This is a genomic window from Micromonospora tarapacensis (assembly GCF_019697375.1).
GTDB classification, from domain to species: domain Bacteria; phylum Actinomycetota; class Actinomycetes; order Mycobacteriales; family Micromonosporaceae; genus Micromonospora; species Micromonospora tarapacensis.
Genome location: NZ_JAHCDI010000004.1, coordinates 5,043,451 through 5,058,123, shown reverse-complemented (window position 1 = coordinate 5,058,123; position 14,673 = coordinate 5,043,451). Strand labels below are relative to the sequence as shown.

Genomic DNA, 14,673 nt, shown 5'->3' with positions numbered 1-14,673 from the left:
ATCAACCTCCGATGGCGGACATCGGCCGGGACGGTTGCAGGAAGGACGGATCGTCGATGCCGTGCCCGGCCCGCTTGCCCAGCGTCGCCGCCTGCCAGCGCCGGGCCAGCTCCTCGTCGTCGGCCCCGGCCCGCAACGCGCCGCGCAGGTCCGACTCCTCGGTGGCGAACAGGCAGTTGCGGATCTGACCGTCGGCGGTGAGCCGGGTCCGGTCGCAGTCGCCGCAGAAGGGCCGGGTGACCGTGCCGATCACCCCCACGCGGGCCGGGCCGCCGCAGACCAGCCAGGTCTCGGCGGGCGCCGCGCCGCGTTCGGCCGGGTCCGGGCTCAGGTCGAACGCGGCCCGCAGTGTGGCCAGGATCTCCTCGGCGGTCACCATGGCGGCCCGGTCCCACCCGTGTTGGGCGTCCAGCGGCATCTGCTCGATGAACCGCAGCTCGTAGCCGTGGTCGAGGGCGAAGCGGAGCAGCGCCGGTGCCTCGTCGTCGTTGACGCCGCGCATCAGCACGGCGTTGACCTTGACCGGGGTGAGGCCGGCGTCGGCCGCACCGACCAGGCCGGCCAGCACGTCGGGCAGCCGGTCGCGTCGGGTGAGCCGGGTGAAACGCTCGCGGTCCAGCGTGTCCAGCGAGACGTTGACCCGGTCGAGACCGGCGGCGCGCAACGCCGGGGCGAGGCGCTCCAGGCCGATGCCGTTGGTGGTCAACGAGATCCGGGGGCGCGGGTCCAGCGCGGCGACGGCCGCCACGATGCCGACCAGGCCGGGACGGATGAGCGGCTCACCCCCGGTGAACCGCACCTCGTCCACCCCGAGCCGGCACACCGCGACCCGGATCAGCCGGATCACCTCGTCGTCGGTCAGCAGTTGCGGCCCGGCCAGCCAGGGCAGTCCGTCGGCGGGCATGCAGTAGGTGCAACGCAGGTTGCACTTGTCGGTCAGGGACACCCGCAGGTCCCGGGCGACGCGGCCGTACCGGTCGGCGAGGACGCCGCCGGTCGGCGGGGCGAAGGTCACCCGTCGACGGTAGCGCGGCCGACCCCGCTCAGGGCGTCCCGGGCGCTCCTGGTTACCGAATCGCGGTAGGCCGCGCCGAAGTTGGCGGTGTGCACGAGCAGCAGATGCAACTGGTGCAGTGGCATCCGAGCCGGCCAGCCGCCGGCCAGCGGCCAGCTTTCCTGATAGGCCGCCAGGATCCGCTCGTGATACGGCGGACCGCCGAAGAGCGCCAACTGCGCCAGGTCGGTCTCCCGGTGCCCACCGTGCGCCGCCGGATCGACCAGCCAGATCCGACCGTCGTCGCCCCACAGCAGGTTGCCCGGCCAGAGGTCGCCGTGGATCCGGGCGGGCGGCTCGTCGCCACCGAACTCGTCGATCCGGGCCACGACCTGCTCGACCAGGGCGACGTCGGTCTCGCGCAGGGCGCCGTTGTCGACCGACCGGCGCAGGTACGGCAGCAACCTCGCCTGGGCGAACCACTGCGCCCAGGGACCGTCGTCGGGGGTGTTGTCCGCCGGCAGCGCCCCGATGAACCCCGGCCACCGTGCGCCGAACGCCGGCGCGCCGGCCCGGTGCAGGGCCGCCAACTCCCGGCCGAAGCGCTCGGCGACCGCCGCGCTCGGCTCGCCCGGATCGATCCACTCCAGCGCGAGCAGGTCGGGCAGCGTCACCAGCACCTCCGGTACGGCCACCGCGCCGGCCTCGCGCAGCCACCGCAGCCCGGTCGCCTCGGTCGCGAAGAAGCTTTCCGGCACGGGCCGCCCCGCCTCCTGCGGCCAGGTCTTCGCGAACACCGAATGGCCGTCGTCCAGGGTCAGCCGGGACGCCGTGCAGATGTTGCCGCCGGGCACCGGCGTCTCCCGGATCCGCTGGTGGGTCAGGAAGGTCGGCAGGTGCTCCGGATGCGCCCGCAGATACGCCAGGTCCATGCCCGCAACGTATCGCCTCCGGCCGGCCAGGTGACGTGAGGTGACCGTCCGATCGGGCCTGAGCTGCATAAATACAGTCAGTAGCTGTGGACGACCGGCGTGTCGTCCACAGGGGCAGCGGTGGGCACCAGTCGGCTCGCAGGCTGCCTGCATGAACTCGACCGACCTGCCCCGGCTCACCGTCCGCTCTCCCGCCGACCTCATCGCCGCAGTGCCGTACCTGCTCGGCTTCCATCCCGCCGACAGCGTCGTGGTGGTGGCGCTGTCCGGCTCGCGGATCACCTTCGCCGCGCGCGGTGACCTGCCCGGCGAGGGCGATCCGCACGAGCCGGCGGGGCACATCGCCGCCGTGACCGCCCAGCAGGGCGCCGACTCGGCCACCGTGATCGGCTACGGCACGGCGGCCCGGGTGACCCCGGCGGTGGACGCGATACGGGTCGCGCTGGCCGACGCCGGGCTCACCGTCCTCGACGCCCTGCGGGTCACCGACGGGCGGTGGTGGTCGTACGTCTGCGCGCAGCCGGAGTGCTGCCCGCCCGAGGGCACGCCGTACGACCCGCTGGCGAGCGCGGTGCCGGCGGCGGCCGTCTTCGCCGGCCAGGTCGCGTTGCCCGACCGGGCGGCGTTGGCCGCACAGGTCGCCCCGGCCGGCGGCGCGACCATGCGGCAGGCCGCCGAACGGGCGGACCGACGGCTCACCGACCTGTTGGCGGCGGCACCCTCCACCGACCTGCTCGGCGGGCGGGCACTGCGGACGTCCGGGGTGGCGGCCCTGCGGGCAAGCCGAGGGCGGCACCGCGACGGTGAGCGGCTGACCGACGACGAGTTGGCCTGGCTGTGCCTGCTCCTGACCCACCTCCCGGTACGCGACCACGCCTGGGAGCACACCGACGGTCGGGACGAGGACACCGCGTTCTGGGCGGAGGTGCTGCGCCGGGCCGAGCCGGAGCTGATCGCCGCCCCGGGATCCCTGCTGGCGTTCGCCGCCTGGCGCGCGGGGCAGGGCGCGCTGGCGGCCGTGGCACTGGAACGGGTGCTGACCGAGCATCCCGACTACTCGCTCGCCCTGCTGCTGGAGGACCTGCTCCGCCGGGGCGTGCCCCCGTCGAGGCTGGACGGCTGGCCGGCGACCGGCCTGCCCAGGGCCCGGCGTCGGGCGAAGCGACGCGCTCGGCGGCGATCGCGGTGAACAACATCAAGTCCTGTACGTCGGCGGTGGCTTCAGCCGGTCACCCGGTGTTCGCCGGTGTAGACGTTCATCGTCCGGTCGCGCAGGAAGCCGACGAGGGTCAGCCCCGCCTCGGTGGCCACGTCGACCGCGAGCGTGCTCGGTGCCGAGACCGCGGCGAGCAGCGGCACACCGGCCATCCACGCCTTCTGGGTCAGCTCGAAGCTGGCCCGGCCGGAGACCAGCAGCACATGGCCGGTCAGCGGCAACCGGCGCTCGCGTACCGCCCAGCCGACCACCTTGTCCACCGCGTTGTGCCGGCCCACGTCCTCGCGCAGCACCAACAGCTCGCCGCCGGCGGTGAACAGGCCCGCCGCGTGCAGACCGCCGGTGCGGTCGAAGCCTCGCTGCCCGGCCCGCAGCCGCTGTGGCAGCTCGGCCAGCAGCTCCGCCGGCACGGCCAGCGAGTCGCCGCTGACGTCGAAGAGCGACCGGGTGCGCACCGCGTCGATGCTCGCCTTGCCGCACACGCCGCAGGCGCTGGTGGTGTGGAAGTGCCGGGTCGCGTCGGTGACCGGGTCCGGCACGCCGGGCGCCAGGGTCACGTCGACCACGTTGTAGGTGTTCGGGGTGTCCGTGCCGGCGCACAGCTGAGCCGTGGACACGTCGTCCGTCGAACGGATCAGACCCTCGGTGAACAGGAAGCCGATGGCCAGGTCGAGATCGGCACCGGGGGTACGCATGGTGACGGTCAGCGGTCGCCGCCGGCCCGGCCCGGCCGGACCGACCCGGATCTCCAACGGCTCCTCGGCGGCGACGGTGTCCGGCCGCCGTGCCCGGCGACGTCCGGCCTCCGTCGCGTCCAGGTCCACCCGCAGCACGCCGCGTCGATCACTAGCCCGTCCCACCCCGCCATCCTCCCCCGCCGCCCCGCCGCGTCACACCCGCCCGCGGGATGCCCCTCCGCCCTGAGGGACTGGCCCCGCCCCGCGGGATGTGCCGCGATCCTGGCCGCCGCGCAATACCTCGCGCCCGGCCCGGTCCGGCGTTGGGCCGGGTTCCGGCCCTCGCCAGGTCAGTATCTCCCCACCGGCGCCTGTCGAGCTGAACCGTTTGCGCTCTCGCCCTCGCGCCCGCCCACGCGCCGGCTACCCATGCCGAACGCCTCGCGATCTGGCCGTCCACGGGGTGGCCGTCCACGATCTACTGGCCAATCTACGGGCGTTGCCGTTCAGGGGCGTTGCCGTTCACGACTCGGCCCTACACGTTGGCGGTCCGACTCGGCTGTTCGGAGGTCGGCCGCTCGCGCGGCGACCAGTTGCCCTCGGCAACCAGCTACCCGTCGAGGCGGTGAGCCGCCGCGATCCGTCTGCGCCATCAGCTCGACAGGGCGCGCACACCACCATCCAAACCCTGCCCGCCCGTGCCGGGGACAGGGGAGCACACATCCCACCGCTCGCCGGGAGCGCATGGTCGCGGGCCGAGGAGGATGCCGGGCGGCTACCGTGACGCCGTGAGGGCGTACGCGGCGGTGGTGCTCGCGGGTGGTGCGGGAAGCCGGATGGGCGGGCGGGACAAGCCGGCGCTGCCCGTCGGCGGCGTTCCGATGCGCGAGCGGGTCCTTGCGGCGGTCGCCGACGCATCACCCCGGATCCTGGTCGGTCCCGGGCCGGCGCTCGCCGGGGTACGGCTGACCCGCGAGGTGCCGCCGGGCGGCGGGCCGGTCGCCGCCGTTGCGGCCGGGCTCGCCCTGCTCGACATCGAGGTGCCGGCCGTGGCCCTGCTCGCCGCCGATCTGCCGCTGCTGAACCGGTCCGCAGTCCGCGAGTTGCTGCGTCACCTCGACGACGAGCCCGTCGACGCGGCCGGCCGGCACGGCTCGGGGACGGGCGTGGACGGCGCGTGTTTCGTGGACGGGTCGGGGCGGCGGCAGACGTTGTGCGGGGTGTGGCGACCGTACGCCCTGCGTACGGCCCTCGACCGACTCGCCGGGCGTCGCGGCGAACTGGCCGGCGCGCCGCTGCGCGAACTGCTCACCAACCTGGCCGTACGCGAGGTGAGGTGGACCGGCGACGGCCTGGAGCCCTGGTTCGACTGCGACACTGAGCGTGATGTACGCCGGGCGGAGGAGTGGGCGCGATGACGGTGATGGACGACTGGGTCACGGCGGCCTGTGCGGAGCTGGGCCTCGACCCGGCGCAGGTCCCGGTTCCGACCGTGCTGGATCTGGCCCGGGACGTGGCCCATCAGGTGCTGCGACCGGGCGCACCGGTCACCGCGTACCTGTTCGGCCTGGCCGTCGGGCGGGGCGCGGATCCTGCCGCGACGGCCGCTCGCCTCGCCGGGCTGGCCGGCAGCTGGCCGGTCGAGCTGGGTGGTGAGCGCGGCACCGGTTGACCGCCTCGGCGTCGTTGTCCGATCACGGTCCGCGCCGATCCGTCCCAACGGGCGGCTGGGTAGGGTGACCGGAACGGACGGAGGCGATCATGACGGCAGACCACCCCTCGGCGCCGCCCGGCACGCCGGCGCACCACGAGTCGATCCTGCTCGACGAGCCGAGCACGGCCGATCTGCGGGCGAAGGTGACCCACGCGTGGCGGGAGTTCGCCCGGGCGTTGGCTGCCCGGCTGTCCGCTTTGCCGGCGGGAGCACACGTGGAGCTGACCCTCGACCCGACCGCCTCCGGCACCGACGACGCCGTCTATTCCGTCTACCTTGAGGTCGGGCCGGATGGCCGGCTCGCCGCACGGGCGGTGGGCAACGCCACGCTGCCGCCGGGCTACCGGCTGGACCGGGCGGCGGTCGCCGACATGGTCGCGCTGGGCTGGTCGCCGCCGGGTGTGGTGGAGGGCTCGGGGGACCAGTTCGGGGTGGACTGCGCGATGGACGAGGCCACCCGGTTGGCCGCGCTGGTCTCACGTACTCTGCGCGACGTCTACGGCGCCCCGCACCCGGCCTTCCTGGTCTATGTGATGGAGGACGCCGAGGGTGAGCCACTGCCCGGCGAGGCGTTGGGGACCGCGCGCAGCGAGGTCGGCCTGGGCCGGGAGATCGGCACCGAGTTGGAGAAGGTGCTGGCCGCCGCCGACGAGGCCGGCGCCGACACCGAGGTGCTGGAGTTGGCCGAGCGGGTCCGGACCGTCGTCTCGACCATGCTCAAGTCGGACTCCGATCGCGTCCAGGTCGACTCCGACGGCGACATCAACATCCGCGCCGGATCGGCGATGGTCTTCGTCCGGGTTCGCGACAACCCGCCGCTGGTCGACGTCTTCTCCCCCGTGCTGACCGAGGTCGAGCCCACCGAGCGGCTCTACGTGAAGCTCTCCGAGCTGACCAACCGGATGCCGATCGGGCGTCTCTACTGTGCCGACGACACCGTGTGGGCGTCGATCCCGGTCTTCGGCCGCAACTTCCAGCCCACCCACCTGATGCTCGCGGTGCAGGTGATGACCGGCCTCGCCGACGAGTTGGACGACCGCCTGCACGGCGAGTTCGGCGGCAAGCGCTTCTTCGGCGAGGGGGACAAGCCGGGGCGGGGTGAGCACCGCACCGGCATGTACCTGTAGGGCGCGGGTGAGGCCCGGAAACCCCGAGAAACCGGGCCCCACCCGCGGGGGAGGAAGGCTCAGGTCGTCGCGATCCAGTCCAGGCTCCGGGCGGTGAGCGGGTCGCTGGCCCGCAGTCCCGCGTCGGAGACGGTCCAGAGCACGTCGCCGACGACCAGCGACCGGCGTACCGCCGGCGACGACGCCGATGGGCGGCGGTGGGTCGCTCGCTCGATGCTGGGATGGGTCACCGCGCCGATCTCGCTGATCGTGTCGCCGGTGACGCGGAGCAGCCGGATGCCGGCGTCGACCGGCAGCGCCACCAGCCCGCTCTCCGGCCGGTACAGGAAGGCGTGCGGGTCGTGCTCGGCGCTGGACCACCCGTGGGGCAGATGCCACTGGTCCAGGCGGCTCGGCCGGGCGGGATCGCGGACGTCGAAGAGGGACACCTGCACGCCCTCGGCCCTGCCCTCGCGATCGGCCTCCTGGCCCACGCCGAGCAGGCGCCCGTCGGACAGCGGGTGCAGGTACGCCGAATAGCCGGTGATCTTCAGCTCGCCGGTGACCCTGGGCCGGGCCGGATCGGTCAGGTCCAGTGAGTAGAGCGGGTCGGTCTGCCGGAAGGTGACCACGTACGCGACCGGCCCGAGATAGCGCACCGAGTAGATCCGCTCGCCGCGTCCAAGGCCGCCGACCATCCCGGTCGGCTCCAGTGCCCCGCCGTCCCGGCGCAGCACGCGCACGGCGGACTCGGAGGTCCGTTCCTCGCCGCCGAGATCGCCGGTGGTGGTGGCTACCCGCAGGTGGCCGGCCCACTCCGAGAGCGCGTACTGGTTGATCAGCCAGCCGGGGACGGAACCGGCGGCGAGGAAGCGGGGACGGCCCGGCGCGGCGGTGTCGAACTGGTAGATGTCGGTGACCTGGCCGGTCGGCGCCGGCCGCCAGCGGGGCGAGGTGGTTGCCGGCATCGGCCGCCGGCCGGCCAGGTAGAGGCTGGTCGCCGTGCCGTAGACGGTGTCGGCATCGGCGGCCACCGCGACCGGATCACCGTCGCCGAGCCGGTCGGCGGTGAGGTCGAAGCTGAGCACGGTGAGCGTGGACGAACCGGTCATCCGCTTCGGGCGGCTGAGCCGGTCGCAGCCGACCCGACCGGTGTGCCGCTCGTCGCCGGCCGTCCACTCGTACCCCGGCAGCCACGCCTCGACCCCGGCCCGCGCGATCACCTCGCGGTTCCGCTCGGTCCGGACGGGGTCAGCGCCCGACTTCTCAAACGGGAACTCCAGGCGGACCCCGGTGCGGACCACCACCCGGGCGGTGTCGCCGGTCAGCCGGGCATCGACGGTGCTGCCCTCGATCCGGTAGGTGCCGAGCACCCGGGCCCCTCCGGCCAGATCGACCAGCAGCAGGCGAGTCCCGCCAGGCCGCCACCTGGACCGGTGGACGCCGTCCGGCGCCGGCAGGTCCTCGGCGAGCACCAGCGCGTGGTCACCGAGCAGCAGTAGCCGGTGCTCCGACCAGCGCAGTTCCTCCCGCCCGCCGGTCAGGTCGAGCTTCGCGCTGATCAGGCGGCTGGCCGGGTCGATCACCCGCAGCACGCCGTTGGTGACCGTGACGATTCGCCGGCCGTCGGTCTTGACCAGGTCCGGTTCGTCCGCGCCGGCCTCGTGGTTGTTCGTGGTGGAGTGGTCCGTTCCGCCGCCGGGGGGCGCGGCACCGGCCGGCGCTTCGGCGAAGGTCCGCGTCGTCGACTCGGCGCCGCCGATGGCCGCCCGGTCGCCCAACAGCACCGCCTCGCCGCCGAATCCGTAGGGCCCGACCGAGGCGCTGGCCGCCGCACGCAGCTCGGTGATGGCGTCGGCGCAGGAGTCGAAGGAGACCAGGCCGACCGGCACCATCGGCGGGGCGGTGGTGCGGGGTGCCCGCGGCACCGGTCCTGTCGCTGCCACGCTGCCGGCGAGCAGGGCGAGTGCGACCAGCGCACCACCCGTCGCGGCTACCTTCGTTCCCCGTCTCATGAGCGGTTCGACGCACCGGCCGCGCGTCCGGTTCCACCCGCCGTGCCGGGGTTCGCCGGACGCCGGTGTGGATCAGTCGCCGGACGGGCCGACGCCCGGCGACTCCACCAGCCGGGAGAGCACGATGGTGCTGCGGCTGGAGGTCACGAACGTCTCGGCCCGCAGCCGCTCCAACGCCTCCTCCAGATGGGAGATGTCGGCGGCACGCAGGTGCACCAGCGCGTCGGCCTCGCCGGAGACGGTGTACGCACCGACCACCTCGGGGTGACGCCGCACTGCGGCGCCGATCTGTGCGGGGGTGGTCCGGCCGGCGCAGAACAGCTCGACGAAGGCCTCGGTGGTCCAGCCGACCGAGGCGGGGTCCACGATGGCCGTGAATCCCCGGATCACCCCGGCCGCCCGCAGCCGGTCGACCCGCCGCTTGACTGCCGGAGCGGAGAGCGACACCCGGGTGCCGATGTCTGCGTACGAGGCGCGAGCGTCAGCGACGAGCAACGCAATGATTCGCTGGTCAACGGCGTCGATCTGCAATGTTCCGCCTCAGAGAAGCAATGTTTGCGGCTGTTACCAAAGTTGTACCCTACCTACCCTTGGTCACCGTGAACCAGCAGCGAGTGCCGCGAAAGCGGACATATCTCATGTGTTCGCCGGAGCATTTCGCGGTCGAGTACGCGATCAACCCGTGGATGGACGTGACCGCCGGGGTCGACGCGGAACTGGCGGTGAAGCAGTGGGACCGCCTGCGGGAAACCCTGGTCGGTCTCGGCCACGAGGTGCACCTGCTGGCCCCCGAATCCGGCCTGCCCGACATGGTCTACGCCGCCAACGGCGCCTTAATGATCGACGGGACGGTCTACGGGGCGCGGTTCAAGCACCAGCAGCGGGCTGCCGAGGCCGCCGCGCATCGGGCGTTCCACGAGTCGCAGGGCTGGCGGTTCATCGCACCGAACGAGACCAACGAGGGCGAGGGCGACTTCGCGTACCTGCCGGAGGCGCACGGCGGGCTGATCCTGGCCGGGCACGGCTTCCGTACCGAGCTGCCGGCGCACGCCGAGGCGCAGGAGGCGCTGGGCCGTCCGGTGGTCTCGCTGCGGCTGGTGGACCCGCGCTTCTACCACCTGGACGTCGCGCTCGCCTCGATCGACGACGGCAACGTCGTCTACTACCCGGGCGCGTTCTCCGCCGCCAGTCAGAAGGTGCTCGCCCAGCTCTTCCCCGACGCCGTGCTGGCCGATGACGACGACGCCCTAGCCTTCGGGTTGAACCTGGTCAGCGATGGGGCCAACGTGGTGCTCAACGGCGAGGCGACCCGGCTCGCGGGGCGGCTGAAGGCAGCCGGCTACTCGCCCGTGCCGGTGGAGCTGACCGAACTCAAGAAGGGCGGCGGCAGCGTGAAGTGCTGCATCGCCGAACTGCGGCACTGAGCAGCCGGTGCCCTCGTGATCAGCCCAGCGTGGCCAGCTCGCTGACCAGTACGTTCGACAGCACCTGACCGTCGCGCTGCACCTCGCGCAGGTACCACTTCTGCTGCGGGGTGCGCGGCTGGTTGAACTGCCATGCACCGCGCGGGCTGTCGATCTGCCCGATCCGGCCCAACGCGAGGTTGACCTGCTGCGGGGTGGGGGCCGGGCCGGCGAGGCGGATCGCCTGGTCGAGCACCTTTGCCGCGTCGTACGAAGCCATCGCGTAGGTGGTGGGCGAGACGTTGTGCTTCTTGCGGTACGCCGAGGCGAACCGGCGGTTGGCCTCGTTGTTCAGGTCGGCGGAGTAGTTCAACGCCGTCCGGATGCCGAGCGCGTCGTTGGCCGGCCTGATGTCCTCCAGCACCGAGCCCTCGGTGAGGAACCCGGGGGCGTAGATGCTGCCCCGGAAACCGGCGTCGCGCAGCTGCATGATGAACTCCGCCGCCGCCGAACCGGAGTAGAAGCAGAAGACGACCGAGGGGTTGCCGGCCAGCGCCCGGTTGATGTCGGAGACGTAGGCGGTCTTGCTGGGGCTGGCGGTGCCCGAGGTCCAGGTCACCTGGCTGGCGATGCGCGGATCGGACTCGCCGAACTCCTGGCGGAAGCCGCGCAACACGTCCTCGACGCCGACGATACCTTCCGGCAGGATCGTCGCGATCCGGTCGGAGGGGCCGAGTTCCTCCCTCATGAAGCGGCCGAGCGCCCGCGCCGCCTCGTCGAGGACGTACGACGTGCGCCAGATGTAGACGACGCTCTGCAGGCTCGCGGGTGAGGCGTTGGAGCCGATCAGCGGAACCCGGGCCTGTTCGACGGTGTCCCGGATGCCGAACATGACCGCCGTGCTGGCGACTCCGGTCAGGGCGAGCACGCCCTGCTTGAGCAACCCGTCGACGGCGGCCTGGCCGGACTTGACGTTCTCGCCCTCGTCGGCCGTGAGCAGGTCGACGGGATGTCCGCCGAGGCGTTCCTCGTTGAGGTCGAGGTACAGCTGGAATCCGTTGCTCAGCTCGTCGCCGATGGTCTTGCCGGCGCCGGACTGGGGCGCGATGAGGCCGATCTTGATCGGGCTCGCTGTGCTGGTGGCGTCCTGCTCAGCGTCGGAGCCGCACCCGGCGACGAGTCCGCCCGTACCGAGCGCGGCCAGCAGCTGGAGTGCCCGCCTGCGGTTCATCTGCGACACCGGGTTCCCTTCAAATGCGTTGCCGGGCGGCATCCGCCCCTCCGGCGTTCTACCTGCTCCGCGACGCTGCGTCAATGGTTAGTGATCTTCACGAAAAGACCGCAATGTGCTGGAAACTTGCGGCCAGGCCGCCGACTCGGGATCGATGAGCCCGAAATGTTCGCATTCTGGAAGCTCAACTAGGTGGATATCGGCGCCTGCCGCCCGTCCGGCGGCCACGTAGTCCCGCGATATGCCGACGGGAACCTGTTGATCCAACGTGCCGTGTATCACTACCGTCCGTGGCCGGAGGGGAACCAGCAAACGCGGATCGGCGCTGGCGTACCGCTCGGGTACGTCGGCCGGTCCGCCCCCGAGCAGTGCGGCCACCGCCCCGGCGTCCAGGTCCAGCCGGTACGCCTCGGTCAGGTCGGCGACCGGGGCGAGCGCGAGGACCCCGCCGACGGCGCCCGGTGCGTGGGCCGCCGCGTACAGCGCGAGGTGCCCACCGGCCGAGTGACCGACCAGGACCGGCGGCGTCGGTGCGACGCGGCCGGGCAGCGCGGCCTGGGCCAGCCGGGGCAGCGCGGACACCCCGACCACGACGTCGGTCAGGGTGCCGGGCCAGCCGCCGCCGGGTTGCCCGGTCCGCCGGTATTCCAGCTGGGCGACCGGGTGCCCGAGCGCGGCCAGCGCGGCAGCCAGCGGGCCGGTGTGCCGCCGGTCGTACTCCGCGCGCCAGAAACCGCCGTGCACGACGATCACCAACGGCCGGGGCGGGCCGGCGCCGACCGGCCGGCGTAGATCGGCGATCTGGTCGGGGTGCTCGCCGTAGGCGACGGTCACGTCCGGCTCGGGCGCGGGGCGGGTGAGCACCGCCCGGGGATCCGAGGGCATTGGGCGACGGTAGCGCGGCTCACCGTCGACCGGGGATGCGGCTCCCGACGGGGTCGGACCGCCGGGCCGGCGGGCGTCGGTGCCGGCCACTGGGTAAAGATGGGTGGCATGACCGAAGCGCGCTCCGCTGGAGAGAACGACGAGCCCGGCCGGGACGGCACCGGGCATTCCGGAACGGTGGTGGTGGTCGGGCCGGACGGTCGGCCCGTCGGCACCATGCAGACCGAGGACGGACCCGGCGATGATCCGTCGCGACTGGTCGAACAGCCGGCCAAGGTCATGCGGATCGGCAGCATGATCAAACAGTTGCTGGAGGAGGTCAAGGCCGCTCCGTTGGACGACGCCAGCCGGCATCGGATGCGGGAGATCCACCAGCGGTCGATCGTGGAGTTGAAGGAAGGGCTCGCCCCCGAACTGCGCGAGGAACTGGAGCGGATCTCGCTGCCGTTCAGCGAGGACCAGGCACCCAGCGAGGGCGAGCTGCGGATCGCCCACGCCCAGTTGGTCGGCTGGCTGGAAGGGCTCTTCCACGGCATCCAGGCAGCCCTGGTCGCCCAGCAGATGGCAGCCCGGGTGCAGTTGGAGCAGATGCGTTCCGGCCGGCAGGCGCTGCCCAGCGGACCCGGTGCCGCCGTGCTGCCGGGGATGCCCGGCATGGGCCAGCCCGGCGGTGAGGGGCACAGCACCGGCCAGTACCTCTGACCTGATCCGGCGTGCGGCGCGCAGTGGGCGGGCCGCACGCCGGTCCGTCGGCTCAGTCCGCCCCGAAGACCTTCTCCAGGTACGCCGCCACGCCGTCGGTGGAGTTCGCGGAGGCGACCTCGTCGGCGATCGCCAGGACGGCCGGGTGACCGTTGGCCACCGCCACGGCCCGGCCGGCCCAGGTGAGCATCGGCACGTCGTTGGGCATGTCGCCGAAGGCCAGCACGTCGGCCGCGTCGACGCCGATCCGGTGGCAGTACCAGGCCAGCCCGGCCGCCTTCGTCACGCCGGCCGCGGAGATCTCCACCAGCCCGGAACGCGAGGAGTGGGTGGCCTCCGCCAATCCGGCGATGGCAGTGGCGACCAACTGGGTGAACCGGTCCGGGTCCTGCTCGCCGGCGGCCCGGGCGAGCAACTTCACCGCCGGCATCGACAGCAGCTCCTCGGCGGTCTCCACGGCCCGGATCGCCTCGTCGTCGGCGTCCCAGCGCAGCGGGTAGTGCGCCTCGTGTCGCATCTGCCGGCCGTCGACGATCTCCACCGCCAGGCTCACCCCGGGCAGCTCGGCGCGTAGCCGGCGGATCACCTCGGCGAGGAGTTCCGGGGCCAGTGGGTCGGCCCTCAGCACCTCGTCGTTGACCGGGTCGTAGACCACCGCGCCGTTGGCGCAGACCGCGGGCAGCGGCTCGGCCAGCTGGTCGTACACCAGTTTTAGCCAGCGGATCGGCCGGCCGGTGACCAGCACGACCGGCGTGCCCCGGGCGGAGATCCGAGCCAGCACGGCGGCGGTGCGGGCGCTCAACGTGCGGTCGTCGCGCAGCAGCGTCCCGTCGATGTCACTGGCGACCAGCCGCGGTGTCCCATCCATCACCTGGACAGTAGCCGGTCGAGGTAGACCGCCACCCCGTCGTCGTCGTTGCGCAGGGTCACGTGGTCGGCGACCGCGCGCAGGCTCGGGTGGGCGTTGGCGACGGCCACCCGGCCCCAGCCGGCCCACTCGAACATCGGCAGATCGTTGGGCATGTCGCCGAAGACCAGCACGTCGGCCGGGTCCACGCCGAGGCTCTGCGCGATCACGCTGAGCCCGGACGCCTTGTCCACTCCGGGCGGGCAGATCTCGATGAAGCCCAACCCGGCCTGGGTGAGGCTGGCGAGGTGCGGCGGGATGATCTCCAGCGCCACCGCCAGCAGTTCGTCCACGTGGTGGTCGGCGGTACGCGCGAACGCCTTGATCACGTCGCCGGCGAGGCACTCGTCGCGGGTGCGCACCTCGAAGCGGTCCTGGTAGGGCCAGGCCGGGTGATAGTCGCCCCAGAGCGGGGCGTCGTGTTCGTCGGAGGCCTCGACCATGACCGTCAGCGGGCCGACCGCGGCCTCGAGATCGGTCAGCAGGACCGCGAGCACCTCGCTGGAGAGGCGCTCGTCGCGCAGCATCACCGGCCCGGTCGGGTCGCTCTGGTCGACCACCCAGCCACCACCGGCCAGCACCAGGAAGTCCGCGGCGCGGATGTCGTTGCGGGTCAGTTCGGTCAGCCGGGGACCGCGGCCGGTGGCGCCGACCACCGGGATGCCGGCGGCGCGCACCCGGTCGAGGACCTCGTGGGTGTAGGCCGAGACGGTGTCGTCGCTGCGGACGAGCGTCCCGTCGAGGTCGGTGGCGATCAGCTTGGGCAGGCCCGGGCGGGTCATCGTTCCTCCTTCGCCCGCCGCCGTCGCGACCAGCCGTTCGCCTCGTCTGGAGGGCCCGGCGTGACGGCGGGCAGCAACCGTACCTCGCACAACTGGTCGCAACCATGGC

At 72.9% G+C, this 14,673-nt stretch carries 15 protein-coding genes; 6 read left to right on the top strand and 9 right to left on the bottom strand.

Annotation, left to right across the window (positions count from 1 at the left end):
* Position 1: 1 nt before the first annotated feature.
* Together moaA and KIF24_RS29280 are read right to left on the bottom strand one after the other, a co-directional pair.
* A complete protein-coding gene (moaA, locus tag KIF24_RS29285) occupies positions 2–1,015 on the bottom strand; it encodes a GTP 3',8-cyclase MoaA (RefSeq protein ID WP_221086774.1) in 1,014 nt (337 codons plus the stop codon).
* Positions 1,012–1,926, bottom strand: coding sequence for a fructosamine kinase family protein (locus KIF24_RS29280; protein ID WP_221086773.1), 915 nt, complete (start codon positions 1,924–1,926; stop codon positions 1,012–1,014). Before KIF24_RS29280 ends, moaA begins: the two co-directional genes overlap by 4 nt.
* A 151-nt stretch (positions 1,927–2,077) precedes the next feature.
* On the opposite strand from KIF24_RS29280, the gene KIF24_RS29275 reads away from it, so the two are divergent.
* On the top strand, positions 2,078–3,115 hold the full coding sequence (locus KIF24_RS29275) for a DUF4192 domain-containing protein (RefSeq protein ID WP_221086772.1): 1,038 nt from the start codon (positions 2,078–2,080) through the stop codon (positions 3,113–3,115).
* A 32-nt stretch (positions 3,116–3,147) separates the two neighbouring features.
* Here the strand turns inward: KIF24_RS29275 and fdhD are convergent, their stop codons facing one another.
* The gene (gene fdhD / locus KIF24_RS29270) at positions 3,148–4,002 is read right to left on the bottom strand and encodes a formate dehydrogenase accessory sulfurtransferase FdhD (protein WP_221086771.1); all 855 of its coding nucleotides are present in this window, start codon (positions 4,000–4,002) and stop codon (positions 3,148–3,150) included.
* Positions 4,003–4,607: 605 nt separating this feature from the next.
* Between fdhD and mobA the strand changes: the two genes are divergently transcribed.
* The 3 genes from mobA (at position 4,608) to KIF24_RS29255 (ending at position 6,660) form a co-directional block, all read left to right on the top strand.
* Positions 4,608–5,237: a molybdenum cofactor guanylyltransferase gene (gene mobA / locus KIF24_RS29265; RefSeq protein WP_407939977.1), complete on the top strand. Its 630-nt coding sequence runs from the start codon at positions 4,608–4,610 to the stop codon at positions 5,235–5,237.
* Complete coding sequence (locus KIF24_RS29260) at positions 5,234–5,491, top strand: DUF6457 domain-containing protein (protein WP_221086769.1); 258 nt, start codon at positions 5,234–5,236, stop codon at positions 5,489–5,491. Before mobA ends, KIF24_RS29260 begins: the two co-directional genes overlap by 4 nt.
* An 89-nt stretch (positions 5,492–5,580) precedes the next feature.
* Positions 5,581–6,660, top strand: coding sequence for a YbjN domain-containing protein (locus tag KIF24_RS29255; protein ID WP_221086768.1), 1,080 nt, complete (start codon positions 5,581–5,583; stop codon positions 6,658–6,660).
* A 59-nt stretch (positions 6,661–6,719) separates the two neighbouring features.
* Here the strand turns inward: KIF24_RS29255 and KIF24_RS29250 are convergent, their stop codons facing one another.
* Complete coding sequence (locus tag KIF24_RS29250) at positions 6,720–8,654, bottom strand: beta-propeller domain-containing protein (protein ID WP_221086767.1); 1,935 nt, start codon at positions 8,652–8,654, stop codon at positions 6,720–6,722.
* Between the two features lie 72 nt (positions 8,655–8,726).
* Complete coding sequence (locus tag KIF24_RS29245) at positions 8,727–9,185, bottom strand: Lrp/AsnC family transcriptional regulator (protein ID WP_221086766.1); 459 nt, start codon at positions 9,183–9,185, stop codon at positions 8,727–8,729.
* 59 nt (positions 9,186–9,244) lie between these two features.
* Between KIF24_RS29245 and ddaH the strand changes: the two genes are divergently transcribed.
* On the top strand, positions 9,245–10,078 hold the full coding sequence (gene ddaH, locus KIF24_RS29240) for a dimethylargininase (protein ID WP_407939975.1): 834 nt from the start codon (positions 9,245–9,247) through the stop codon (positions 10,076–10,078).
* A gap of 19 nt (positions 10,079–10,097) precedes the next feature.
* Here ddaH and KIF24_RS29235 read toward each other — a convergent pair whose 3' ends face one another.
* Together KIF24_RS29235 and KIF24_RS29230 are read right to left on the bottom strand one after the other, a co-directional pair.
* On the bottom strand, positions 10,098–11,297 hold the full coding sequence (locus KIF24_RS29235; RefSeq protein WP_221086765.1) for an ABC transporter substrate-binding protein: 1,200 nt from the start codon (positions 11,295–11,297) through the stop codon (positions 10,098–10,100).
* Positions 11,298–11,375: 78 nt separating this feature from the next.
* Complete coding sequence (locus KIF24_RS29230; protein ID WP_221086764.1) at positions 11,376–12,173, bottom strand: alpha/beta hydrolase family protein; 798 nt, start codon at positions 12,171–12,173, stop codon at positions 11,376–11,378.
* A 99-nt stretch (positions 12,174–12,272) separates the two neighbouring features.
* Here KIF24_RS29230 and KIF24_RS29225 point away from each other — a divergent pair, with 99 nt between their 5' ends.
* A complete protein-coding gene (locus KIF24_RS29225; protein ID WP_221086763.1) occupies positions 12,273–12,875 on the top strand; it encodes a bacterial proteasome activator family protein in 603 nt (200 codons plus the stop codon).
* A 52-nt stretch (positions 12,876–12,927) separates the two neighbouring features.
* On the opposite strand, the gene KIF24_RS29220 is transcribed toward KIF24_RS29225, so the two are convergent.
* On the bottom strand, positions 12,928–13,743 hold the full coding sequence (locus tag KIF24_RS29220) for an HAD family hydrolase (protein WP_221086762.1): 816 nt from the start codon (positions 13,741–13,743) through the stop codon (positions 12,928–12,930).
* Positions 13,743–14,564: an HAD family hydrolase gene (locus KIF24_RS29215; RefSeq protein WP_221086761.1), complete on the bottom strand. Its 822-nt coding sequence runs from the start codon at positions 14,562–14,564 to the stop codon at positions 13,743–13,745. Before KIF24_RS29215 ends, KIF24_RS29220 begins: the two co-directional genes overlap by 1 nt.
* Between the last annotated feature and the right edge of the window lie 109 nt (positions 14,565–14,673).

Excerpts from the sequence above, each read along its gene's own strand:
- KIF24_RS29230 (WP_221086764.1), bottom strand. The coding sequence starts at position 12,173 with ATGCCCTCGGATCCCCGGGCGGTGCTCACCCGCCCCGCGCCCGAGCCG.
- KIF24_RS29255 (WP_221086768.1), top strand. The coding sequence starts at position 5,581 with ATGACGGCAGACCACCCCTCGGCGCCGCCCGGCACGCCGGCGCACCAC.
- KIF24_RS29275 (WP_221086772.1), top strand. The coding sequence starts at position 2,078 with ATGAACTCGACCGACCTGCCCCGGCTCACCGTCCGCTCTCCCGCCGAC.
- KIF24_RS29220 (WP_221086762.1), bottom strand. The coding sequence starts at position 13,743 with ATGGATGGGACACCGCGGCTGGTCGCCAGTGACATCGACGGGACGCTG.
- KIF24_RS29225 (WP_221086763.1), top strand. The coding sequence starts at position 12,273 with ATGGGTGGCATGACCGAAGCGCGCTCCGCTGGAGAGAACGACGAGCCC.
- KIF24_RS29250 (WP_221086767.1), bottom strand. The coding sequence starts at position 8,654 with ATGAGACGGGGAACGAAGGTAGCCGCGACGGGTGGTGCGCTGGTCGCA.
- KIF24_RS29215 (WP_221086761.1), bottom strand. The coding sequence starts at position 14,564 with ATGACCCGCCCGGGCCTGCCCAAGCTGATCGCCACCGACCTCGACGGG.
- KIF24_RS29280 (WP_221086773.1), bottom strand. The coding sequence starts at position 1,926 with ATGGACCTGGCGTATCTGCGGGCGCATCCGGAGCACCTGCCGACCTTC.
- KIF24_RS29260 (WP_221086769.1), top strand. The coding sequence starts at position 5,234 with ATGACGGTGATGGACGACTGGGTCACGGCGGCCTGTGCGGAGCTGGGC.